Annotated in this window: 21 protein-coding genes and 2 pseudogenes; 9 read left to right on the top strand and 14 right to left on the bottom strand. The window is 70.6% G+C overall.

Annotated features, from left to right (window positions below; all coding sequences use genetic code 11):
• Window positions 1–392: 392 nt before the first annotated feature.
• Together AB0J67_RS07780 and AB0J67_RS07775 are read left to right on the top strand one after the other, a co-directional pair.
• Complete coding sequence (locus tag AB0J67_RS07780) at window positions 393–1307, top strand: transglutaminase family protein (protein WP_363477681.1); 915 nt, start codon at window positions 393–395, stop codon at window positions 1305–1307.
• A gap of 8 nt (window positions 1308–1315) precedes the next feature.
• On the top strand, window positions 1316–2134 hold the full coding sequence (locus AB0J67_RS07775) for a transglutaminase family protein (protein WP_363477678.1): 819 nt from the start codon (window positions 1316–1318) through the stop codon (window positions 2132–2134).
• 374 nt (window positions 2135–2508) lie between these two features.
• Here AB0J67_RS07775 and AB0J67_RS07770 read toward each other — a convergent pair whose 3' ends face one another.
• The 5 genes from AB0J67_RS07770 to AB0J67_RS07750 all read right to left on the bottom strand — a co-directional run bounded on the left by AB0J67_RS07770 (window position 2509) and on the right by AB0J67_RS07750 (window position 6609).
• Window positions 2509–2787, bottom strand: a complete 279-nt coding sequence (locus tag AB0J67_RS07770) for a hypothetical protein (protein WP_363477675.1) — start codon at window positions 2785–2787, stop codon at window positions 2509–2511.
• A 357-nt stretch (window positions 2788–3144) separates the two neighbouring features.
• Window positions 3145–4338: an ABC transporter permease gene (locus tag AB0J67_RS07765; protein WP_363477716.1), complete on the bottom strand. Its 1194-nt coding sequence runs from the start codon at window positions 4336–4338 to the stop codon at window positions 3145–3147.
• Between the two features lie 50 nt (window positions 4339–4388).
• Window positions 4389–5042, bottom strand: a complete 654-nt coding sequence (locus tag AB0J67_RS07760; RefSeq protein WP_363477672.1) for an ABC transporter ATP-binding protein — start codon at window positions 5040–5042, stop codon at window positions 4389–4391.
• A complete protein-coding gene (locus tag AB0J67_RS07755; RefSeq protein WP_363477669.1) occupies window positions 5039–6088 on the bottom strand; it encodes a peptidoglycan-binding protein in 1050 nt (349 codons plus the stop codon). Before AB0J67_RS07755 ends, AB0J67_RS07760 begins: the two co-directional genes overlap by 4 nt.
• Window positions 6085–6609 carry a hypothetical protein gene (locus AB0J67_RS07750; protein WP_363477666.1) on the bottom strand — a complete coding sequence of 175 codons (525 nt, stop codon included), beginning with the start codon at window positions 6607–6609 and terminating at the stop codon, window positions 6085–6087. Before AB0J67_RS07750 ends, AB0J67_RS07755 begins: the two co-directional genes overlap by 4 nt.
• Window positions 6610–6697: 88 nt before the next feature.
• Between AB0J67_RS07750 and AB0J67_RS07745 the strand changes: the two genes are divergently transcribed.
• Window positions 6698–7342, top strand: coding sequence for a response regulator transcription factor (locus AB0J67_RS07745; protein WP_363477663.1), 645 nt, complete (start codon window positions 6698–6700; stop codon window positions 7340–7342).
• The gene (locus AB0J67_RS07740) at window positions 7339–8670 is read left to right on the top strand and encodes a HAMP domain-containing sensor histidine kinase (RefSeq protein ID WP_363477660.1); all 1332 of its coding nucleotides are present in this window, start codon (window positions 7339–7341) and stop codon (window positions 8668–8670) included. The genes AB0J67_RS07745 and AB0J67_RS07740 overlap by 4 nt, the downstream gene beginning before the upstream one ends.
• Window positions 8671–8768: 98 nt before the next feature.
• Here the strand turns inward: AB0J67_RS07740 and AB0J67_RS07735 are convergent.
• From AB0J67_RS07735 to AB0J67_RS07725, 3 genes and pseudogenes are all read right to left on the bottom strand, one after another.
• A pseudogene (locus tag AB0J67_RS07735) lies at window positions 8769–8993 on the bottom strand (response regulator transcription factor); the annotation flags it as partial.
• 738 nt (window positions 8994–9731) lie between these two features.
• Window positions 9732–9890 (bottom strand): annotated as a pseudogene (locus AB0J67_RS07730) (DNA-binding response regulator); the annotation flags it as partial.
• A 419-nt stretch (window positions 9891–10309) separates the two neighbouring features.
• Window positions 10310–10762 (bottom strand): adenylyltransferase/cytidyltransferase family protein, encoded by a 453-nt coding sequence (locus AB0J67_RS07725; RefSeq protein WP_363477657.1) that lies wholly within the window; start codon window positions 10760–10762, stop codon window positions 10310–10312.
• Window positions 10763–10992: 230 nt separating this feature from the next.
• Between AB0J67_RS07725 and AB0J67_RS07720 the strand changes: the two genes are divergently transcribed.
• Window positions 10993–11484 carry a GNAT family N-acetyltransferase gene (locus AB0J67_RS07720; RefSeq protein WP_363477655.1) on the top strand — a complete coding sequence of 164 codons (492 nt, stop codon included), beginning with the start codon at window positions 10993–10995 and terminating at the stop codon, window positions 11482–11484.
• A 296-nt stretch (window positions 11485–11780) separates the two neighbouring features.
• On the opposite strand, the gene AB0J67_RS07715 is transcribed toward AB0J67_RS07720, so the two are convergent.
• From AB0J67_RS07715 to AB0J67_RS07700, 4 genes are all read right to left on the bottom strand, one after another.
• Complete coding sequence (locus AB0J67_RS07715; RefSeq protein WP_363477652.1) at window positions 11781–11918, bottom strand: hypothetical protein; 138 nt, start codon at window positions 11916–11918, stop codon at window positions 11781–11783.
• Window positions 11906–12454, bottom strand: coding sequence for a hypothetical protein (locus AB0J67_RS07710; protein WP_363477649.1), 549 nt, complete (start codon window positions 12452–12454; stop codon window positions 11906–11908). The genes AB0J67_RS07715 and AB0J67_RS07710 overlap by 13 nt, the downstream gene beginning before the upstream one ends.
• A 68-nt stretch (window positions 12455–12522) precedes the next feature.
• Window positions 12523–12906 (bottom strand): hypothetical protein, encoded by a 384-nt coding sequence (locus tag AB0J67_RS07705; protein ID WP_363477646.1) that lies wholly within the window; start codon window positions 12904–12906, stop codon window positions 12523–12525.
• Window positions 12907–12915: 9 nt separating this feature from the next.
• The gene (locus tag AB0J67_RS07700; protein ID WP_363477643.1) at window positions 12916–14238 is read right to left on the bottom strand and encodes a CHAT domain-containing protein; all 1323 of its coding nucleotides are present in this window, start codon (window positions 14236–14238) and stop codon (window positions 12916–12918) included.
• 160 nt (window positions 14239–14398) lie between these two features.
• Here AB0J67_RS07700 and AB0J67_RS07695 point away from each other — a divergent pair, with 160 nt between their 5' ends.
• Both AB0J67_RS07695 and AB0J67_RS07690 read left to right on the top strand, forming a co-directional pair.
• Window positions 14399–16201: a hypothetical protein gene (locus AB0J67_RS07695; protein ID WP_363477640.1), complete on the top strand. Its 1803-nt coding sequence runs from the start codon at window positions 14399–14401 to the stop codon at window positions 16199–16201.
• Window positions 16198–17205, top strand: a complete 1008-nt coding sequence (locus AB0J67_RS07690) for a hypothetical protein (RefSeq protein ID WP_363477637.1) — start codon at window positions 16198–16200, stop codon at window positions 17203–17205. The genes AB0J67_RS07695 and AB0J67_RS07690 overlap by 4 nt, the downstream gene beginning before the upstream one ends.
• 342 nt (window positions 17206–17547) lie before the next feature.
• Here the strand turns inward: AB0J67_RS07690 and AB0J67_RS07685 are convergent, their stop codons facing one another.
• Window positions 17548–17769, bottom strand: a complete 222-nt coding sequence (locus tag AB0J67_RS07685; RefSeq protein ID WP_363477634.1) for a hypothetical protein — start codon at window positions 17767–17769, stop codon at window positions 17548–17550.
• Window positions 17770–17804: 35 nt separating this feature from the next.
• Window positions 17805–18116: a VWA domain-containing protein gene (locus AB0J67_RS07680; RefSeq protein WP_363477631.1), complete on the bottom strand. Its 312-nt coding sequence runs from the start codon at window positions 18114–18116 to the stop codon at window positions 17805–17807.
• Between the two features lie 81 nt (window positions 18117–18197).
• On the opposite strand from AB0J67_RS07680, the gene AB0J67_RS07675 reads away from it, so the two are divergent.
• Together AB0J67_RS07675 and AB0J67_RS07670 are read left to right on the top strand one after the other, a co-directional pair.
• Window positions 18198–19184 carry an SDR family oxidoreductase gene (locus AB0J67_RS07675; RefSeq protein WP_363477629.1) on the top strand — a complete coding sequence of 329 codons (987 nt, stop codon included), beginning with the start codon at window positions 18198–18200 and terminating at the stop codon, window positions 19182–19184.
• A gap of 102 nt (window positions 19185–19286) precedes the next feature.
• Window positions 19287–21227: a BTAD domain-containing putative transcriptional regulator gene (locus AB0J67_RS07670; RefSeq protein ID WP_363477626.1), complete on the top strand. Its 1941-nt coding sequence runs from the start codon at window positions 19287–19289 to the stop codon at window positions 21225–21227.
• Window positions 21228–21268: the final 41 nt, after the last annotated feature.

The following is a 21268-nucleotide window of genomic DNA, read 5'->3' as shown; positions in this document are numbered from 1 at the left end:
ACGTCTCCCCAACTGCACCGAAACCCCGGTTGTGCTCGATCAGGTCGTTCGACACGTCGGTCGTTACGCGACTGCCGGACCCGATGGCGGCACCGCTACAACACCGTCCGCCGACAGTTCCGGCTCGGACAGCGCCGCCCGTCGCCCACGACAACACCCACTCGTTCAGGCGCATCGCTGACCCGGACAGGGCCGTGGATGTCAGCAGGCGTGTCGGACGCGCAGCAGTCGCCCGACGCGGGTTTCGGAGGTTCGTCAATCGGGACGCGGGCAATCGCAACGGCGCCCGTGATGGTGACCGCAGGCGCGGCGATAGCGTGGACGAAACATAGCGGCCTCAGGATTCATGCCATGGAGCTGCGGCGGGCACAGGACACGTTCGAGGTGCCACCGTGACCGGCGTCCGGCGGTCGATCCTGTCCGCGCCGATGCTCGACCCTGCCGGGCTGGACCTGGAATCGGCGCGGCGGATCACGTACCGCATCGAGCAGCGGTTCCGCTACACCTACGAGAGCCCGGTCAGCGTGCTGTCGCAGCGGCTGGTGATCGTGCCGCGTCCCCGGCACGGCGACCTGTACCGGCGCGCCCACCTGCTGGAGATCAGCGGGGCCCGGGCCGAGCATCGGACCCGGCAGGACGCCTGCGGCAACACCGTCGTACGGGTGACGGCCGCGCGCGTCGAGCGGGAGGTCGAGTTCCGGGTCGTCGCCGTGCTCGAACGCGTCCGGGGCGACCGGCTCCCGCTGCCCGCTGCGGCGCTGCGTGATGCGGCCCTGCACGCTCCCACCTCGCTGACCGCTCCCGACGACCGGTTGCGTCAGCTGGCCGCCGACCTGGTCCGAGCGGGCGGCGAACCGGCCGACGTCGCCGAGCGGATCTGCTCCGCGGTCCATGCCACCATGTCCTACGGCTTCGGGACGACCAGCGTCGTGACCACCGCCGCGCAGGCCCTGGCCGGCGGCATCGGGGTGTGCCAGGACTACGCCCACATCATGATCTCCCTGTGTCGGCTGGCCGGGCTGCCGGCCCGGTACGTATCGGGACACCTGCTGGGGCAGGGCGGCACGCATGCCTGGGTGGAAGTGATCGTCGCCCAGGACGGCGTCGCGACCGCACTGGCCCTGGACCCTTGCCACGGTCGCCGCGCACACAGCGGTTATGTCACTGTCGCCGTCGGGCGCGACTACACCGATGTCGCCCCGACGTCGGGAACCTACGTCGGGGCTCCCAGCGGCCGACTCACCGGCGACCGGAGCGTCGGCGTCATCGCCGTCGACAACCCACTTGGTGAAGGCGGAGCACGATGACATACCCGGTGGAAGTTCAGCGAGCCGAGGTCGCCTGCGAGTTGACGTTCACGGTGGTCGAGCCGGCCGAGTTCGCGCTGGGAGTGGGGGTCGGGGTGCGTCCGGGTCGGACGGTGGAAGACGAGTTCTCGGTCGTCGGCAACCAACGGGTGCTCGAGGCGCGGGTGGTCCGCGGCCCCGACGGCAATCGCAGGCACCTATTCTCGGCGGCGCCCGGCGAGCTTTCGATCTCGTACCGGGCGGTGGTCGCCGACCGGCCCGGTGAGCCCGAACGGCCGACCGAGTGGGAGCTTCTCACCGCGCTGCTGCCGAGCCGGTACTGCCCGGCAGACCGGATGACCGGCTTCGCCCGACGGGAGTTCGGCAGCCTCGACGATCCGGCGCAGCGGGTCGAGGCGATCTGTGACTACGTCTTCGAGCATCTGCAGTACACGCCGGCGGCCAGCGGGCCGACCACCGACGCCGCGGACACCCTGCTCGACGGGCGCGGGGTGTGCCGCGACTACGCCCACCTGGTGGCAACCCTGTGCCGGGCGGTCGAGGTGCCGGCCCGGGTGGTCGGCGTGTACGCCCCCGGGCTGAGCCCGATGGACTTCCACGCCGTGGTCGAGACGGCGACCGGCGGTCAGTGGCAGGTCTGGGATGCGACCCGGCTGGCGCCACGGCCGTCGCTGATCCGGGTGAGCACCGGGCGCGACGCCGCCGACACCGCGTTCGCCACGATCCGGTCCGGGCAGGCCGATCTGGAACGGATGGAGGTCATGGCCGTAGTCCTCGACGGGGACTTGCCCGCCGACGACCACCGGTCCCCGGTCCGCCTGCGCTGACCGTGCCTGGCGTGAACCGTCACCGGTGACGTCGGCCCGGTCGCCCGGGAACGGGATCGACCGCGGCGCTGCGGATGGCAACCGGGCAGGCTGCGCGCGGCAACACACAGCGACCAGCGCGACCGTGTCCGGCCGCCGATCATCAACACCACAGGTGGGCCGACGCTGCCGTCATGTCGTACATCACCAGCAGGTCCGGACCAGTTCTGCAGCGGAGACGTTGCCGGAATGCGACTGCCCGCGTACGACGTCGGGTGCACCCGCGACGATCAGCAGCCCGGCGCGGCGCATCGACCGAGGGACCCTACCTCGCCGTGGAGGTCGCACCGGGGGTGCAGGACGAACCGGCGGACGCGGCTCCGCCCTACAGGTGCCTATGCCGCCTGCTTGCGGCGATATCGCAGGGTCATGCCCCATTGCCCGATGTCGAAGACGGCCAGGACGCCTACCCAGAACCACTCCCACCAGGTCAGCCCCCCGATGTGGTAGAGCACGACGTACAGGAGCGTCGCGAACGGCACGAAGACCAAGCCGAGCAGCGGCCAGATCCACGTATCGAACGCAGCATCGACGAGACCCGGCCGCAGAACCCAGATGGCAATCAGCCCGAGGCGGGGGAACACGGCGGCGTACATCACGAACAGACAGCCCACAGGATCCTCCTCCGCCTCGCCCGGGAGACTGCGCAGCCCATTGTCCTCGGCGGCACCTCCGCATTCGAAGGAATGCGGAAATGGCTTTCGCCCGAGGCGGCCCGCACGGGGGATGCGTGACGGCTGTCGATATGCAGAGCACCGAGGGCTACCTCGCCCACTGGCAGGTGTTCCAGCCTGCCGACGACCCCTCACGGCCACCGGCGCTCCTGGCTTCGCTCGCGGTCGACGTCGGCCTACGCCATGGTCTTCCCGCACCTCCTGCGACTGGCGACGCCGCGCCGGCCTGTGTACGCCGTACCCGCCCAGGCAGTCCGTTGCGGGTGGCCTGGGCGGGTGTGTCGTCTGTTCGCTCTGTCACGGCGCAGTGAGCGCCTCGGTGGGGGAGAGGCGGGCGGCCCGCCAGGCCGGGTAGACCCCGGCGCAGCCGCCGATGATCAGCGTGGCGGCCACGCCGCCGGCGGTGGCCCATAGGGGTACGACCGCGGGCCAGTCCTGGTAGGCGGCGTATCCGGTGGTCACGGCGATGCCGAGCAGTGCGCCGCCCAGGCCCCCGAGTGCGGACAGGAGCAGTGACTCGGCCAGGAACTGGATGCGGATGTGGCCGCGGGTGGCACCCAGGCAGCGGCGTAGACCGATCTCGGGGCGTCGTTCGAGCACGGAGATCACCATCGTGTTCGCCACGCCCACTCCGCCCACCAGCAGCGCGACGGCGCCCAGGCCGAGCAGCAGGGCGGTGAGCGTCGTGTCGGCGGCCTGTTTGGCGCTGAGGGCGTCGGAGGGGCGGGAGACGCGTACCTCGTTGGGGTGTTCGGGGTTGGCGGTCGCGGCGAGGACGGCCTGCACCGCGAGGACGGCGTCGTCACGCACGCGGGTGTACACGGTGGTGGGGTATCCGTCGAACTGCAGATGCGCGACGGCTTCGGGCCAGCCGACGAGGGCGGCGAAGTCCAGCTCGGGTGCGAGCGGGACCGGGTGCAGGACGCCGATGACGGTGAACCACTGGCCACCGAGCCATACCCGGGTGTCGGGGGAGGCGACGGTGAGCCCCAGCCGTGCGGCGGCGCTCGCACCGAGGACCACCGCCGGGTACCGGGCGGTGGCGTCGTTGAGGAAAACGCCGCTGGCCACCTGCGCGCCGACGGTGTCGAGCAGGTTGGTGCGCGCGGCGTAAACCCGGAGGTTGCCGGTCTCTATGGGCGGGATGTGGTCGTTGCGGTAGACGTGCACGTCGGTCAGTGCCGCGGTCGCGGTCGCGGAGGTGACCGGCGGGATCCGGCCGATCATCGCCACCGAGTCCGCGGGCAGGTGTGCCTGCTCGCCGCTGATGGTCTGGCCCGGTGCCACGCGCAGCAGGTTGGTGCCGAGCGCGGCCAGTTGCCGGTTGAGGCCTTCGCGGCTGGAGCTGGCGATGCCGACGACGCACACCATGGCGGCGATGCCGATGGCGATGCCCAGGGCGGACAGGACCACCCGCAGGGGCCGGGTGCGCAGGCCGGCGGCGCCGACCCGGATCAGGTCGCCGGGCAGCAGACGCGACAGCACGCTCATGGCGTCGCCTTTCTTGGTCAGTGGTGTTCCTGCGGGGGCGCCGGGTGCGCTCATGTGATCACCTGTCCGTCGCGAAGGTCGACCCGGCGCGGCAGGCCCGCGGCGACGTCGCGGTCGTGGGTGATGACGACGATCGTGGTGCCGGCGGTGTGCAGGTCGCGTAGCAGTTGCAGGACCTGCGTGCCGGACACCGAGTCGAGGTTTCCGGTCGGTTCGTCGGCGAGCAGCAGCGCAGGGTCGCCGACGACGGCGCGGGCGATGGCGACGCGTTGCTTCTCGCCGCCGGACAGCTGGTGCGGGCGGTGGGCCAGGCGGTGGCCCAGCCCGACCCTCGTCAACGCCTGTTCGGCACGCTGTCGGCGCTCCCGCAGTGGCACTGCGGCATACAGCAGCCCGTCGGCGACGTTGTCGAGGGCGGACACGCCGGCGGCGAGGTGGAACTGCTGGAAGACGAAGCCGACGGTACGCCCGCGCAACGCCGACAGCCGGCGGTCCGACAGCCGTGACAGCTCCTGTCCGGCGATGGTCACCGTCCCTGTCGTCGGCAGGTCCAGGGCCCCGATGAGGTGCAGCATCGTGGACTTGCCGGATCCGGACGGCCCGACGATGCCGACCATCTCGCCCGCGTCGACGGTCAGCGACACGTCGCGCAGCGCGTGCACGCCACCGGGGTACGTCTTGCCCACACCGTCCAGGGTGATCATGACGGGACTCCGACGAGGGTGCCCTCGGCGATGCCGTCGCCGGTGACCTGGACCCGCCCGTTGGCGAACATGCCCAGCTCGACGGGGACGTATCGGCTGGCGGACCCGGTGACGACCTGTACGCCGTAGCCGCCCTCGGACAGGGCGACGAGCGCGGCGACCGGGACGGTGAGCGCATCGGGCACGCTCGCCGAGACCAGTTTGACCGCGACCGGTGCCTGGTCGAGGGTGCCGAGTGCGGCCTGCCGGGCGAGGGTGACCGTCACCGCGATCGTCGCCGGGTCGGTGGGGGCCTGTCCCGCGGTGGCCACCGAGCCGACGGTGGCGACGGTGCCGTCGACGGTCTTGCCGTCGGGCAGTGTCACCGTCGCGGTCATGCCGCGCTTGACCAGGCCCTGCAGGCCCACGTCGAGGGCGATGCGCACCATCCGGGTGGTGCCGGTGTAGGTCAGGATCGGGCCGTCGGCGCGGTCGCCGAGGTGCCCCGTCAGCGCGCTGACCCGCAACCGGGACGGGGCCCGCACGACGCCGGCCGGGTCGAACACGCCGGTCTGCGGGCGGCCGGTGGCTTTCTGCCACTTGCGCACCGCAGCCGCGGTCGACGCGCTGTAGGACCTGTCGACGGTGAAACCGGTGTAGCCGAGGGCGGCCAGGTTGCTTTCCACCTCGTGGACGTCGTCGCCGGTGTCACCGCTGTGCAGCGGCCGGTACAGCGGCAGACCGCCGTAGAACAGCGACACCGGCCGGTTGTCGACCTTGTACACCGGCCGGCCCCGGCCGATCACCGCGCCGGCAGCGGGCAGCCAGGTGATCACACCGCTGCCGGGGCCGTTGACCGTGACCGGCTCACCGTAGCCGAGCGTGCCGCTGACCTGCTGCGTCTGCGTCAGCGTGGTACGGGTCACCGCGGCGGTCGCCGGTGCGGGCGCGGTGCCGGCCGTCGTGGCTTGAGGCTCGCCGCCGATCCCGAGCGCGGCGGCGGCGACCGCGGCGGCCACCGCCAACGCGGCGCCGGTCACGAGCGTGGCACGGAAGGGCCTGGTCACTTCTTCTCGCTTTCCACGGGCAGTTTGTCCTTGCACGCCTGGTGCGCTGCCTTGAAAGCCGGGTCGGCTTCCAGCTGGGCCCTCGTGACGTGCTCGAGCCGTCCGCCGATGCGCATGTTGCCGTCGGGGGTGGGGTCGGTCATCTCGATCTCGTGGGCACGCATGCAGATGGCGAAGGCGCGCAGCTGTTCCAGTTCCTGTGCCGAGATCGTGGGGGCCGGCGGTTCGGCCCCGGCGGGCAGCAGGTGGTGGCAGGCGATGTCGGCGGCGTCGAACGCGGGGTTCGCCTCGGCCTGCTGCCGGATCCACGCCCTGGGCTGGACGCCCGGGGCCGGATCCGGCACCTGCACGCCCTTGTCTCGGATGCAGCCGACGTAGGCGGTCAGGTCGGCCGAGCCTGCGCTCGGGCCGGCAGCGGCGCTGCCGTTGGCGGTGGGGATCCCCGGCTCGGACGCCGGGCTGCACCCGGCGGCCATCGCGAGCCCGGCGATCAGGACAGGTAGGGCGAACATTCGTCTCATGGCCGATAGGTCTACGCCGCGGCCGGTGACATCAGCGCTACAGCCGCTGTAGCACTGATGTCATGTCCGGCCAGGCACAATGGGCGCCATGCGAGTGCTGGTGGCAGAAGATCACGTCGTGCTGGCCGACCGGATCGCCGAAGGGCTGCGCGACGCCGGCCTGGCCGTCGACGTCGTCAACGACGGCTCAGCCGCACTCACCGAGGCCGAGCTCACCGCGTACGACGTGATCGTCCTCGACCGGGACCTGCCCGCAGTGCACGGCGACCAGGTGTGCCGTACCCTCGCCGGCCGCGATGCCCGGATCCTGATGCTCACCGCGGCCGCCGGCGTCGACGACCGGGTCGACGGCCTCGAGCTCGGCGCCGACGACTACCTCGGCAAGCCGTTCGCGTTCACCGAACTGCTCGCCCGGGTACGCGCGCTCGGCCGGCGCGCACCGTCCGCGCCGCCGGTCGTGCGCCGCGGGGACCTCACCGTCGACCGGGCCCGCCACCGCGCCACCCGCGGTGACCAGAGCCTGTCGCTGACCCGCAAGGAGTTCGCGATCCTGGAGATGCTGCTGGCCGCCGACGGCAACGTCGTCAGCGCCGAAGAACTGCTCGAACACGTCTGGGACGCCACCGCCGACCCGTTCAGCAACGTCGTGTCGGTGACGATGGCCCGCCTACGTCGCAAGCTCGGCGAACCCCCGCTGATCGAAACAGTCGTCGGTAAGGGATACCGGATGTGAGCACCCCCCGACTGACCATCCGGGTGCGGCTGACCCTGCTCTACACCGCGCTGTTCATCGCCTTCGGCGCTACCATCATCGCGGTCACCTACGGCCTGGTGGCCAGCCTGCCGGCGGGAAACCCGACCCCGACCGCCAAGGAGATGCAGCAGCTGCGCGCCTTCGCCGTGTGCATGCGCAGCCACGACATCGACATGTCCGACCCCAGCGAGGACGGCAACCTGGCGATCGGCGGGCGGCTGCAGAACGTCTCCCGAGCCGAGCTGGAGGCCGACCCGGTCTATCTGGCCGCGCGGGAGGCGTGCCGGGACGAACAGCCCAACCTGGCCCCCTGCCCCATGGAGGACGAGCTGCAGCGCACCGAGTGCAAGCACGCCGCCGAGCGCGGTGCCACCTACCAGCGCGACACGACCCTGGCCCACCTGCTGCGCTACTCCCTGATCACACTCGCCGCGGCCGGCCTGCTGGCCGCGCTCGCCGGATGGATCGTCGCCGGCCGGGTCCTGCGCCCGGTCCATCAGATCACCGCCGCCGCCCAGGCCGCCTCCGAGCACAACCTGACCGCCCGGGTCGCACTGAACGGACCGCGTGACGAACTACGCGAACTCGCCGACACGTTCGACAGCATGCTCAGCCGCCTCCAGGCCGCATTCGACAGCCAACGGCGGTTCGTCGCCAACGCCGGGCACGAGTTGCGCACCCCGCTGACCGTCATGCGCACCACCCTCGACGTGGTCCTCGCCAAACCCGCCGCGACCAGCGAAGAGCTACGCGCCATGGGCCGGGATGTGCGCGTCGCCGTCGACCACGCCGACCGGCTCATCAACTCGCTGCTCACCCTCGCCCGCAGCGAACGCGGCCTCACCGACCACGCACCGGTCGATCTGGCCACCGTCGCTGAGGACGTCTTGGACGTCACCGACACGGCCGGCCGGCGGCTGCACACCTCGCTCGAACCCACGATGACATCCGGCGACCCGGTACTTCTGGAACGCCTCATCGCCAACCTCGTCGACAACGCCACCAGATACAACGTCCCCGACGGCGACATCTGGATCACGACGGCCACCGTGGACGACGAGGCGAGCCTGGTCGTCGCGAATACCGGTCCGGTCATCCCGGATCACGCCGTGCCCGCCCTCTTCGAGCCCTTCCAGCGACTACAGGAACGCGTCGGCGGTCACGGCTACGGCCTCGGGCTGGCCATCGTCGCCTCGATCACCGCCGCACACCACGGCACCGTGAGGGCACAAGCGCGTAAGGAGGGCGGCCTCATCGTGACGGTGACCATGCCGCCACCGGCGGTGCGAAACGGATCAGGCGGGTGAGCAGGCGCGCGCCCACGACGGCCCGGCACGCGCCCATCGCGACCTCGCCGACCCGCCCTCGCCCGTGCGGCACGTGGACGCGCGCTCCGGCGCTCGCGTCAAGGGTCGGTGCGCGGCGACCGGCCGGGCACGACCAGCCCTGACTCGTAGGCCACCACCACCGCCTGGGTGCGGTCGCGCAGTCCCAGCTTGCCCAGCACGCGGCTGACGTGGGTCTTGACCGTCTCCTCGCCGACCACGAGCCGGGCGGCGATCTCCGGGTTGGACAGCCCTTCGGCGATCAGGCACAACACCTCGGTCTCCCGCGGTGTCAGCGCCTTCAGCGCAGCCGGGATCGAGGGCGCCGACCGTGCCGCGCACGATGAGCCGGGTGCTGCCGGGGCGCACCTCGGTCAGCGCGGTGCGGGCGGTGTCGCCGATGGCGGTGAGCCTGCGCGCGCCTTCGTCGGGCAGCCCGGCTGTGGTCAGCCGGGCCGACTCGGCCTGCACGGCGAGACGAACCGCGACATCGCCACGACCACCCGCATCGGAGCCTGGGCGTGCTAGCGGCGTACGCCACTGCCGCCCTGGTCGCAGGCGCGCTCGTCTTCCGGGTCCGTGACGCCTGAAGACATTCACAGCGAACCGCCACCAGGCGCGGTGGCTCACACCGGTCCCCGCTGCGTGCCGCACCTGGTGGCGCAGGCACACACCTGACGCTGCTCGTCGCTGTGTCCGCGTCGGGCAGGCCCACGCCGGGACTGGTGCCGGGCAGTCGGGTGAAGCATGCGAAGCCGACGTCGCCGGCCGGCCCCTGGTGGCGCCCGTTGAAGGTCCGGCGGCAGCGGGTGGTGGACGGCTCTGGCAGTGTGGTGCGGGAGAAGCGGCCCAAGTCTCACAACGGCATCCGCACCGGCGGGCTGCTCGCCGGCAGGGGAGGGCGGATCAACGTCGGCCCCGACCTGACCGTGCCGGGCTGCCCGCACGTGTACGCGCTGGGCGCTATGGGTGAGGCCAGGCCGTCTCCGCGGCTCGTGGAGAACGACCTGTGCTACCCGCTGTGGCGGCTGCCGCAGTGGCGCTCAGGTAGCGTCGAGCCACGCCAGCACGGCCAGGACCCGGCGGTTGTCGTCGAGGGTCGGCGGCAGGTCGAGCTTCAACAGGATGTTGTCCATGTGCTTGTCGACGGCCTTCTCGGTGACGTGCGGCCGGGCGGCGATGGCGGCGTTGGAAGATCCCGCCGAGCGTCCCCGCCGCCCATGCCCACGACGGGCTGTTGTCGGTGACGTCCCTGGGCAGCAGCGCGCCGCGGGCGGCGGCGGCCTGCTGGGCGGCCCGCAGCGCAGGGTCGTCTAGGATCTCCACGTTCGTGCCGTACACGTAACCCCGCGGGTGCGGAGCGGGGATGTCGGCCTGGGCGGGTGCCGGCAGGAGCGTCTGGCGCAGGCCGAGCGGGCCGAAGACCCGCTGCTGGAAGCTGTCCTGCAGCGGGATGCCGGTGAGCTGGTTCCGCTACAGAGCCAGGTACGCGCTGACGTACAAAGATCCGCATGCCCCGAGGGAAAGCGTGCCGCTGGCTATCGGCCGCCAGCCTCCGCGCTAACGCCTAGCTCAGTTACCGGCACGCAGTCGGTCGACGCGCGGATCGCGGCAGATCCGGTCAGTCATTTCGCGAGGCGGCCGCGTCGAGCACCCGCTGAATCAACTGGGTGGTGGAGATTCCTCCCGTGCGCCGAACGTAAGCGACCTTTCCGGCTGCTGCAGCCGGCCCGTATACGAACTCGGCCCCCTCGGGCGACAGGTCGTCACCGTGCACCACGGTGGTGATCCCATGCTCGGCAAGAAACTCTGCGGTCACCTGAAACGGGGCGTCCTCAATCACCTCGTCGACGTACCTGCACGCCTCGATCACGGCGACACGCTCGGCAAGGGTCATGATGGGACGACGCTTGTAGGAGGCTGCGGTGTCGTCGGACAGCACGCCGACGACCAGCCAGTCACCATGGCATCGCGCCTCCCGCAGGAGCGACACGTGGCCCGCGTGGAACAGGTCTCCAACCATGTCAACGTAAACCCGCGATACGCCAGCCGCACCCACGTCCGGGTTCTCCACGACAACTCACCTGCTCTCTCGCCCACACCAGTCGTGGCCGCTCACCGTTCTACCGGATGAGACCGGCGAGGCGCGCACATCGGCACGACCGGAAGCCGACTCGATCCGCTTGTCATGACGTTCTGTAGCGCGCGGTCTGCGGCAGATCCGCATGGGGAACAGCCCGTCGTCGTCCAACGGCGGCGACGGGTGCACCGCGTGCTGCCCCCGGTTAGGATCTTCTCCGTGACATGGGGAAGTCCTTGATCGTCCGCGGCATCGGGATGGCCGACTTCGAGCAGGCCGCTCGTCTACTGGACGAAGTGTTCGTCGGCGAGGGTTACACGCCCGATGGATACGGCCACCTCGTCACAGATGTGGCAGGACGCTTCGCCCTACCCGCCACGTGGACGTATGTCGCCGAAGCCGACGGGCTTCTGGCGGGTCACGTGGTCGTCTGTCACGCCGGAAGTCCACTGGTTCACCTCGCCGGCGATCATGACGCGGAGATCCGGCTGCTGGCCACGGCATCGTATGCGCGCGGGAGCGGCATCGGCGCGGCGCTGGTCACTGCTTGCATCGAGCATGCGCGTGGCTTCGGCCGAAGCCGGATGGTGCTCTCCACTCAGACGATCATGGACTCGGCTCAGCGCCTGTACAGCCGCCTGGGCTTCCAGCGGGTGCCCGCAAGCGACCAGCAGTGGAACGACCGCCGACTCCTGGCCTATGAGCTGTCGCTGTAGCTAACCCATTTCGGCCGTGTGTCCAGCTGGCGGCTACGCCCACGGCAACGCCGTCAATCGGAATGAAGATCATCGGGCGAGGTCATGTCGACTCGATGGTCGGGGACGCAAACAACTCTGGCGCACTTCCGGTGGTGCCCGTGCGTGAGATCAACCGAGCAGGTCGTGGTGGCCAAGCAGCATGAAGCCCGCTCTTCCGTGCATCTGCCACATGATCTTCAGCTGGCGGGACGCATTCCGATCGCGGCGCGTGCACGTCGAACTCGGCCCGCCCGATCACCCTTTGCCCAAGGGGCTCAGTGTGCGCGGAGGGCGGGCATGAAGTGACCCCCTGAGACCGGATACTTCCTGTCGACCAGGCGGCCGTGGCCGGTCAGCCAGCCCAGCAGCGCGGCGTATCCGTGCCGGTCGGCGGTGGCGGTCAGTTGACGCATTGGTCGACTGGTTTGAGCGCCGCGATGCGCATCAGGCTGATGTCGCGTTGGCCGCTGCCCGTTTCCAGCGTCAACTGTCCGGCGGCTGTGCGAACCACTTTGCCGCAGACCGTTTCGCCGTCGACGACGGCCTGCAACATAGGTCCACTCGCCGGCGGGCCGTACCAGGTCACAGCGACAGCGGCTACCAGCAGCGCCGCACAGACGAATGAGGCGGCGATTCCCTGGTTGAGAGCCGCTCTTGAGTCACCGGCCTCGTCTCGGTCTGCTGCCAGCTTTGACACGACGGCACTGCGTGGTATGAATCTGGGGCGTCCGTGCGCGGCACGCAGTAGGCGTGTAGCGCCGTAAATGCCGGCGACGAGAGCGAACAGCAGCAGCACGCCGACCGCGGTCCGCCAGGAGACGGCGAGGCTGCTGATGTCGGCCCGGCCCTTGATGAGGCTGAATCCGAGCATCGCTGCCAGCAGTCCGGCCAAGCCGTTACGCCATGCGAGGGCAGCCGCCCGCACGACCGGAAGCTCCTCCCGAAGCATCCGTTGTACTGCTTGGGCTTGGTGCGGGCCTTGGACCTGGCTGGCGCTGAGCGGTTGAAGGGTGATTCTCATGCGACGCTGATCGCCAGATTCCAGTAGGCGCCGCAGCCCAGGTAGTCGGCGGGCCTGCCGATGTGCTCCTGGTCGCAGGTGCAGCACATCTGCTCGACAGGTGCACCGGTATCGACGGACGGTGCCGTAGACGGTGCCGGTGATGCCGCGGTCGGCGTGGGCTCCGCAGAAGGCTGCTGCTGCCACGACCGGATCACCCCGGACGTGATCACGTACTCCATCGCGTGTCGGCATCGTGGACAGGTGCCTCGCAGAATGAGGCTGCCCTCGCGTGCCCGGTCGGCGTCGAAGGTGCCGGCGACGTGCACCGCGAATGCGTCGTCGCTGACTTCGACGTAGGTTGCGTTGTCCTGCCCGTGCGCCGGTGCGGCGTCGGCCATGTTCGCTCCTTACGGGCCGGTGTGTGTGAACGGGGTCCAGGCGCTGGGCTGACCTGGCTGGGCGTCGCGCAGTTCGAGGACAGCACGGTGTAGTGCGCGTGCGCTGCGCTCTGCGTGCAGGCGGCCGTCGACGATCAGGTCTCGGTAGATCGCGCCGAACAGGTCAGTGGTGCTGTCCGAGTCGTATACCGACCACAGCGTCGCGATCACGTGCCGGTAGCCGGTGTAGTGCAGCGCCGCGGCGAGGGTGATCGCTTCGTCCGGCAAGTGGCGTCCGCCCGTCGCCGTCTTGCACGCCGAGAGTCCGGCGAATTCGGCGTGGAACTGCTCGGTGGTGACGTCGGCGATGCTGAGTACGCCGTCGTGGAGTGCCAGTCCTCCCTGGGACGGATCGTCGAGTTCCTGGTTGCCGTGACAGCTGAAGTGCACCCATTGGTGAGTCCGCAGCAGCTGCCGCACGGATTCTCTTGTCGCGGCCGGACCGACCAGTTGCGTCCTCAGGTGCGGGGGCGTCAACGCCGCGAGGGCATCGAGCTCCTTGTCGACGCCGGTGAGCTCACGCTGCCCCGGCGTGTCACGCAGACCGACGACGAGCAGACGGTCCGTGCCGGGTTCATTTCGAGTCTGTGGCCTGCGGGCCTGCATCAGTGCACGCAGCGTCGGTGTGTACGAGGACACGGCGACATCCATGACCGAGCTGGGGGTCTTGCTCGTCCCGGCGTGATGGCCGGCAGCGTGTATGGGCAGGAACGTGAGCGGGCCTGTCGGGCACCACCATATTCTCGGCAGAAGCGCGAGGTCGGCCGGTGCGTCGAGTATCTTCAGGTTCCGCAGCACCGGTTCGGCGATGGCGTCCCACAGCCAGCCGAGCAGGTCCGCGAGCATCGTCTCGATCGTGCGGGTCGCCTCGGCCACCGCGCGTTCGGCACGCTGGGCGGCTTGGCGTTCGGCCATGGTGGCGGCGCTACCCCGCCGTCGCCTGGCGGCGTCGCGGGCCTCTGCCGCCACCTCGCCGGCCTGCAAGGTGTTCAGGTAGTGGTCTGCGCGGGCCGCCGCGTCGTCGGCTTTGAGATCGGGCAGCGCACAGGTGGTCACACCGCCGGCTTGCACGATCAGCGCGTCGCACTGCCACCGACTCACGTTGACGACGACGACCGGGCCATCCTCGGCTGCGGCGAGCAAATCCTTCAACTGCAGAGGACGCAGGAAGTCGGCGAACTCGGGCAGCTCCCGTGCCCGCAGCACCAGCTCGTCCCACTCGCGGGCCAATGCGACCCGGGCGTCGGCGGCTTCCTCGGCGTCCGCGATCCTGTCCAGGCTCCGATCGGCCATCGACTGTCACCATCCTCCGACGTGGACGCTTCGGCCACCGTAACGCGGCCTGGCCAGGGGCGGCTCCACCGGCACGGCAGGAATTGCCGATCGGATGGCCCATCGCGCCCGGTGCCCGACCGCTTCACATTGGGATCGTCACCACAGTGGGAGTGATGAGTTGAACGATCGCCGGCAACTACCCGAACTGCTGGCCGCGGTGGAGCAGCGGCTGCTGCAGGCCAGAGATGGCAACCCGGAGGCACTGCTGGACGACGGCGCGCTGGCAGACGCCTCCGCGTTGCTGCACGCCGCCTCGGCAGCCAAGCCCGGCGTGCTCGACGTCCATCCAGCGACACTGCTGGCGTTGTTCCACTGGTTCCGCTACCAGGCGCTGCCAGCAGGTGAGAACGCCTTGGACCTGTACGAGGCGCTTGACTACTTCGCGTTGCTCATGGACGCCGTGCCGGAGATCGCACCGGCGCCGGCGCGCCTGCTGACGGCCGGGGGCCGGAACGGTCCCGCCGCCCGGGCGGTCAGAGCAGTCAAGGAGATCACCCGGGTAGGCGACCGGGAAGACACGCAAGCCCTCGACGCCGCGATCGACGCATTGTCGGCGGCGATCGCAGCGTTACCCAGCGGCCACCCGATTCGCGCCGACATGCAGGCGAGCCTCGGCGTGGGATACGGGTGGCGGTACAAGCACCACGGTGAAATCGGCGACCTTGAGCGCAGCATCACCGCTATCCGGCAGGCACGCACCATGCAGCCGCCACCGACCGATATCAGGGTGCTGCTCACCTCCTTGGGCTCCGTGCTGCTGCAGCGCTTCCAGCGCCTGGGCACACCGGCCGACCTCGACGAGTCGATCCGGGCGCTCCGCGAAGCGGCGAAAGCCCCGGCTGTCACGCCCGGCAGCGGCGCGGCGACACTGACCAACTTAAGCCTGGCGCTGCAAGCCCGTGCCGAGCACATCGGCGGCTCCGTCGACCAGACCGGAGCGGTCACTGCCGCACGGCAGGCAGTCCAGACATCCGGTGCCGATGGAGCTGCTCAGCCTCTGCTGTACAACAACCTGGTCATGGTTCTGTCGGCCGAGTTCCGACGTGCCGGCGACACCGCACTACTTGACGAAGCGGCCGAAGCCGGACGTCAGGCGATCGCCCTGACCCCAGCGTCGCACCCGGAGCGCCCGTTGATCCTGCGGAACCTCGCCGCGGTGCTGCGCGCGCGTGCCGAGCAGGACAGCGACGCCGCCGGCGCTGACTTGGACGAGGCAGTCGAGGCGGCGCGCGAGGCCATGCTGACCACGCCGACGGGTTCGGCGGCCGCCGCCCGCATCGCCGTCGGACTCCTGCTCGCGCTGCGAGTGCGGCACCGACGCACCGACGACGGCGCCGACATCGACGAAGCGGTCTACGTCGGCCGACGCTGCGTGGAACTATTGCCTCCGGGCCATCCTGACCTGGCGATGGCCCTGTTGGACCTGGGCGCCGTCTTGACGGATCGTGCCAACCGCACCGGTGATCGCCGCGATAGAGAGGAGAGCATCAACCGCTGGTCGACCGCGGCCGGATCGGCGACCGCCCCAGCCGTACATCGGCTGCGCGCTGCTCACTACGCTGCACAGGCGATCGCCCGCCTGCACCGACCACAGTCCGCCTCAAGAGCCTATGCCACCGCGCTGGACCTGCTCGAGCTCACGACATGGCGCGGCATCGGCCGCGCCGACCAGCTTCGCCTGTTGCAGGTGGAAACGGCCGGCCTGGCCTCCGACGCAGCCAGCACAGCCATCGCCGACGGCGACCCCGCCGCCGCGGTGGCCCGCCTCGAGCAGGGCCGCGGTGTGCTGTGGTCGCAACTGTTGGCCACACGCACCGACCTCACCCGCCTTGAGCAGGCAGACGCAGATCTCGCCCGCCGGATGTCCGCCTGCCGGGCCGGACTTGACCAGCTCGGAGTCGTTGAACTGGAGAACCGATGACTCACGGCACCAGCTCAACCGGCCACACAGCCGCAACGACGTTCAGCGTCGACTATCTGCCGGACCAGGCAAGAACTGCGCTCGCCGAGGCCCACGCCCTGGCCGAAGCGGGGAGCTGGCAAGGGGCACTCCAACAGTGCCACCGTGCGCTGGACGTGTGGTGGCGCCTCGCCGACGGCGGCCGCTCCGCGTACTTGTTCGAGATCATCGGCGTGGTGGACCAATACACCAAACGGCTGCTGGCTGAGCAGCGGTGGACCGACGCGTTGCACTTCAGCGAGCTCTCCCTACAGAGCTGGCGGCGGCTCGTCGACGACGGCGGGACCGTCTACCGGCCGTTGCTCGCTGAGGCGCTGACCGCGCATGCACTGGCGCTGCAGATGACCGGCAACCTCGCGGAAGCGACCCGGCTGGCGGAGCACTCGGCCGAGATGTGGCCCGAGCTGGTCGCCGGAGACCCCACGATGAGGCTGGGACTCGGCGCCACCTTGTCGACCCTGGTGGTGCTGCTGGCGAACGCAGACCGATGGGAGGAGGCTCTGGAGCGATCCACCGAGTCGGTGGCGCTATGGCAGGCCGTTGCCGACGAGTCTCCCGACCTCCTCGCCAACCTCGCCCGAGCGCTGCGCCAGCACGCAGTCGTGCTTGACGCGAACGGGGAGGTGGCCGCCGCCGTCGATGCGGTGGATCAGGCACTGGCCGCATCCCAGCGGATGGACGAGGACGAACGGCGCGAGTCACTTCGAGACATGGCCCGACTGGCCAGCGGCCTGCTCCGCAGCTCGCTTGAGCGCTCCGGTCCCGAAGGTGGCGTCCGGCCATCTTGGCTGTGCGTGCGGATCCATGAGGCATTGGCCGCCGAAGACCCCCTCCACCTTCCAGGACTTGTCGCCGCCATGGCACAACACACGATGATTCTGGCCCGCGCAGGACGGGACGAGGAGGCGATCGCGTTCCACGAGTGGGCACTGCACCGGAGGAACGAGTTCCGGCACCGCCGATAAGGGCAGGAAGGCCACCCCGACGGTCATGATGCCCCACGCCCCCGGAAATCGCGTCGACGTGCTGCTGCGCCATGGGAGAAGGAGGTCACCGGCCCGGTTGACGAGTAGCATCACCGCGACCTCCACCGGGACGCTCACGCCGTGTGAGCACGGGGGGCAGAGCCGTCCCGCACGCCCTGCGGGTCAACCGCGATTGCGTACGCACCGGAACCGGTCCTTGCGGCTCGACGGCGGCGGCATCGCGGGCACGCGGCAGGACGCCCCCGGCCGCGGTCATGGGCCGGCGCCGCCGGCGGGTTCTTCTCGGCACACTCGTGCGCGACCGTGTGCTGCTCGGCGGGTTCAGCGGCTGCTGCGGATACGGGCGAAGACGTCGGTCAGCGACGCGGCGCGCCCGTCGAAGGTATGGCCGCCGGTGCGGTTGGCCAACCGGGTCATCTCCGCGGCGTCGGCCTCCCCGAAAAGGATCGGCAGGACCGGAGGGGCCGAGGGCAGGGTGCGGTGCAACGCCAGGAATGAGTCGAGCGTCTGGCCGTGGTTGTTCTCGCCGTCGGTCAGCAGCACGATGGTCGTGATCCGGTTCGCGTCGCCCTGGTCGATCAGCCGGTAGGCCTGGGCCAGCGCGTCATAGATGGCGGTCTCGCCCGTGCGGTAAGCGTCTCGGCGAACGCCCGGATCCTCACCCGGGCGCGTTGCGGCTGAGCCGCCGACAGGTCGAAGGTGGCGGGTGTGCCGGGGCTGGAGCTGAACGGGATCAGGGTGATCTGCTCGTCAGCCAGCAGGGTGCCGCTGGTGAGTGTGTCCAGGGCCTGCCGTAGCGCGTCGAGGCGTTCGCCGGCCATCGACCCGGACACGTCGAGCACATACACGGTCCGGGCCGGGCGACGTGCGGTGCCGTTGTAGGCGGCCACGAGGTCCTCGATGACGTCATAGGTCGCAGGGAAGGGCAGGTCCTGCAGGGAGCTTCCGGAGCCGGAAGGGCGCCGGCCACGATGCGGCTCAGTGCGTCCCGCCGAACAGGCAATCGTTCCGGTCCTCACGACGCAGCCGACTGCTCGGAAGTCGTTTCCATCGATTGCTCATCGGATGCTCATTCGTTCGCGGCAACCTCGTACCTGACCGCTGCCGGACCTTCCGGCGCGGTGCGAAGCCCCGGCTCCGGCCGGCGGCGCTCACGAGGAGGACGAATGGATCTGCAGCTCACCGGCAAGACCGCGTTCATCAGCGGATCGACCCAGGGCATCGGTTACGCGACCGCGAAGGCCGTGGCTGCCGAGGGCGCCGACGTGATTCTCAACGGCCGTGATTCGCGGCAGCTGACCGAGGCCGTCGGCAGGCTGCGGCGCGAGGTGCCGGGCGCCTCGGTCAGCGGTCTGCCCGCAGACTTCGCGGTCACCGAAGACGTCGACCGGCTGTGCGACCGGATCCCGAGCGTCGACATCCTGATCAACAACGTGGGGCTGTTCGAGCTCAAGCCGTTCGAGAGGATCTCAGACGACGACTGGCGGCTCTACTTCGAGGTCAACGTGCTCAGCGGCGTCCGGCTGGCGCGGCGGCTCATGCCCACCATGCTCGATCGAGGGTGGGGCCGGATCGTGTTCGTCAGCAGCGAGTCAGGTGTCGACATCCCGGCCGACATGATCCATTACGGTACGTCCAAGACGGCGATGCTGTCGGTGGGCAACGGCCTGGCGAAGCTCACCAAGGGCACCGCGGTGACCGTCAACTCGGTGCTGGGCGGCCCGACGTACTCCGACGGCGTCGCCGCGACGGTCAAGACACTGGCCGCCGCGCAGTCTCTGCCCGAGGAGCAGATGAAGGCGGCGATCATCGGCGCCAACCAGACGACCCTGCTCGGCCGCTTCATCGAACCTGGCGAGATCGCGAACGCGATCGCCTTCATCGCCAGCCCGCTCGCGTCGGCCATCAACGGATCGGCGGTACGCGTCGACGGCGGAGTGCTGACCACGGTGCTTTGAGTCCGCGGGATACCCCGGGGCGCACGCCGCGATGCGGGACCGGACGGCGTCGGCAGGACGCTGCCGGCCGTCTGAGCTAGGCAATCGCGATAGCGTGGCGGCATGCACGGCGGGCGGATTGTTTTCGGCGTTCTCGGCCCGGTGACCGCCGAGGACGCGCAGCGCCGGCCGGTCGCGCTGAAAGGTCCGATGCACCGTGCGGTGCTGGGTCGGCTCCTGGTGGCGCGTGGGCGGATCGTACCCATAAATGATCTTGTCGATGATCTGTGGGTTGCCCCGCCCGAGGGCGCGGTGGCCGCGGTGCGGACGTTCGTGGCGGCGCTGCGCAAGGCCATCGAGCCGGACCGCCCGGCGCGGGCGCCCGCCACGCTGCTGGTCACCCGGGGCCTCGGGTACGCGCTGGCGTGCGCGCCCGATCAGGTGGACGCCTGGCGGTTCGAGCGGGCCGTGGCCGAGGCCGCCAACGCGGACCCCGTCACCGCGCTGGCCCGGCTGGACGAGGCGCTGTCCTGGTGGCGGGGTCGCGCGTACGCGGACTTCCCGGACGCCGCCTGGCCGCGCGCCGACCGGGCCCGCCTGACCGAGTTGCGCCTGCAAGCCGTCGAACAGCGTGCGCAAGCCCACCTCGACCTCGGACAGTCCGGCCAGGCCGTCGTGGACCTGGACGGGCACGTCACCGCACATCCCTGGCGGGAGCGGGGGTGGGCACTGCTGGCGCTGGCGCTCTACCGGTCGGGTCGCCAGGGCGATGCCCTCGCGATGCTGCGCCGCGCCCGTGAACTGCTCGCCGGTCACCTCGGGGTGGAGCCCGGCCCGGCGTTGCGCACCCTGGAGATCGACATCCTGCGGCAGGAGCCGGGCCTGGACGCCCCCGGCCGGCCGGATCCGGCCGCCGAGATGCTGACCCGGGTCGCCTCCGCCTACGCACGGGTCGACGTCGGCGCCCGGATGCGGCTGGAGTCGGCGGTCGGCATGCTGCGCAACCTCGCGGTCACCGGCGCCGGCGGTCTTGAGGTGGCCCGTGAGCAGCGGGCCGCAGCGGTCGCGGCCGCCGAGCAGCTCGGCGATCCGGAGCTGACCGCGCGGGTGATCGGCGCCTACGACGTGCCGGCCATCTGGCCCCGTGCCGATGACGCGGAGCTGTCGGCCGGCATCGTGGCCGCGGCGGAACGGGCCCTGGCGATCCTCCCGCCGGTCGGCCGGGACCCGGCCCGGGCCCGGCTGCTGGCGACCATCGCGATCGAGTCGCGGGGGACCCGCGATCCACGGCCGGCGGAGTGTGCCCGGCAGGCCGAGGCGATCGCCCGCGAGAGCAACGACCCCGCGCTGCTGGCGTTCGCGTTGAACGGGGTGTTCATGCAGAGCTTCGCGAGCACCGGCGGATCGGCGGACCGGGATCGGATCGGTGCCGAGCTGGTCGGCCTGGCGAGTAGGCACGACCTGGCCAGCGTGGAGGTGCTCGGTCACCTGATCCGGCTGCAGTCGAGTTGCGCGGTGGCCGCCTTCGACCGGGCCGATCGGCACGCGCAGGCCGCCGACGACCTGGCCGCCCGCTATGAGCGGCCGCTGGTCGCCGTGTTCACCCAGTGGTATCGGGCGCTGCGGGCCGACCTGGCCGGCGACGACCGGGCCGAGGTTCTCTACCGGCAGGCGGGTGCGCGGCTGGACGATGCCGGGATGCCTGGTATGCGCGACGGGCTGTTGCCGCTGGCTCTGCTCGGGATGCGGTTACGCCGGGGGCTGCCACCGGAGGCCACGGACGACGACTGGGGCCCGTACGAGCCATGGGTACGTCCCCCGGCCCGGCTCGCCGACGTGCCCGATCCGCCTGCGGACGTGCTCGCCGAAGCGATGTGGTGTCTGCTGGGCCGCGCCGCCATCGCCGCCGGCGATCCGGACACCATGAAGCGGGTCAGGCAAGCGCTGCTCCCGGCGGCGGCGGAGTGGGCCGGCGCGGCCAGTGGAGCACTGACGATCGGCCGGGTCGCGGATCATCTGGCAGCGCTGGACGCCGCGATCCTCACCGCTCGCGCAGCACCCTGACGTCCGCCATGGTGCACGTCGGCCCGGTCTTGCGTGCTGGG

This window comes from Catellatospora sp. NPDC049609 (assembly GCF_040675365.1).
Taxonomy (GTDB): Bacteria; Actinomycetota; Actinomycetes; order Mycobacteriales; family Micromonosporaceae; genus Catellatospora.
Note: the sequence above shows the minus strand (reverse complement) of the source record. Positions and strands in the feature narration are given on the sequence as shown.

What these genes read in the sequence shown, in the direction of transcription:
- AB0J67_RS07765 (WP_363477716.1), bottom strand. Translation starts at nt 4,338, where the DNA reads ATGAGCGTGCTGTCGCGTCTGCTGCCCGGCGACCTGATCCGGGTCGGC.
- AB0J67_RS07760 (WP_363477672.1), bottom strand. Translation starts at nt 5,042, where the DNA reads ATGATCACCCTGGACGGTGTGGGCAAGACGTACCCCGGTGGCGTGCAC.
- AB0J67_RS07750 (WP_363477666.1), bottom strand. Translation starts at nt 6,609, where the DNA reads ATGAGACGAATGTTCGCCCTACCTGTCCTGATCGCCGGGCTCGCGATG.
- AB0J67_RS07745 (WP_363477663.1), top strand. Translation starts at nt 6,698, where the DNA reads ATGCGAGTGCTGGTGGCAGAAGATCACGTCGTGCTGGCCGACCGGATC.
- AB0J67_RS07720 (WP_363477655.1), top strand. Translation starts at nt 10,993, where the DNA reads ATGGGGAAGTCCTTGATCGTCCGCGGCATCGGGATGGCCGACTTCGAG.
- AB0J67_RS07715 (WP_363477652.1), bottom strand. Translation starts at nt 11,918, where the DNA reads ATGCGTCAACTGACCGCCACCGCCGACCGGCACGGATACGCCGCGCTG.
- AB0J67_RS07710 (WP_363477649.1), bottom strand. Translation starts at nt 12,454, where the DNA reads ATGCTTCGGGAGGAGCTTCCGGTCGTGCGGGCGGCTGCCCTCGCATGG.
- AB0J67_RS07705 (WP_363477646.1), bottom strand. Translation starts at nt 12,906, where the DNA reads ATGGCCGACGCCGCACCGGCGCACGGGCAGGACAACGCAACCTACGTC.
- AB0J67_RS07700 (WP_363477643.1), bottom strand. Translation starts at nt 14,238, where the DNA reads ATGGCCGATCGGAGCCTGGACAGGATCGCGGACGCCGAGGAAGCCGCC.
- AB0J67_RS07690 (WP_363477637.1), top strand. Translation starts at nt 16,198, where the DNA reads ATGACTCACGGCACCAGCTCAACCGGCCACACAGCCGCAACGACGTTC.
- AB0J67_RS07675 (WP_363477629.1), top strand. Translation starts at nt 18,198, where the DNA reads ATGCGGCTCAGTGCGTCCCGCCGAACAGGCAATCGTTCCGGTCCTCAC.
- AB0J67_RS07670 (WP_363477626.1), top strand. Translation starts at nt 19,287, where the DNA reads ATGCACGGCGGGCGGATTGTTTTCGGCGTTCTCGGCCCGGTGACCGCC.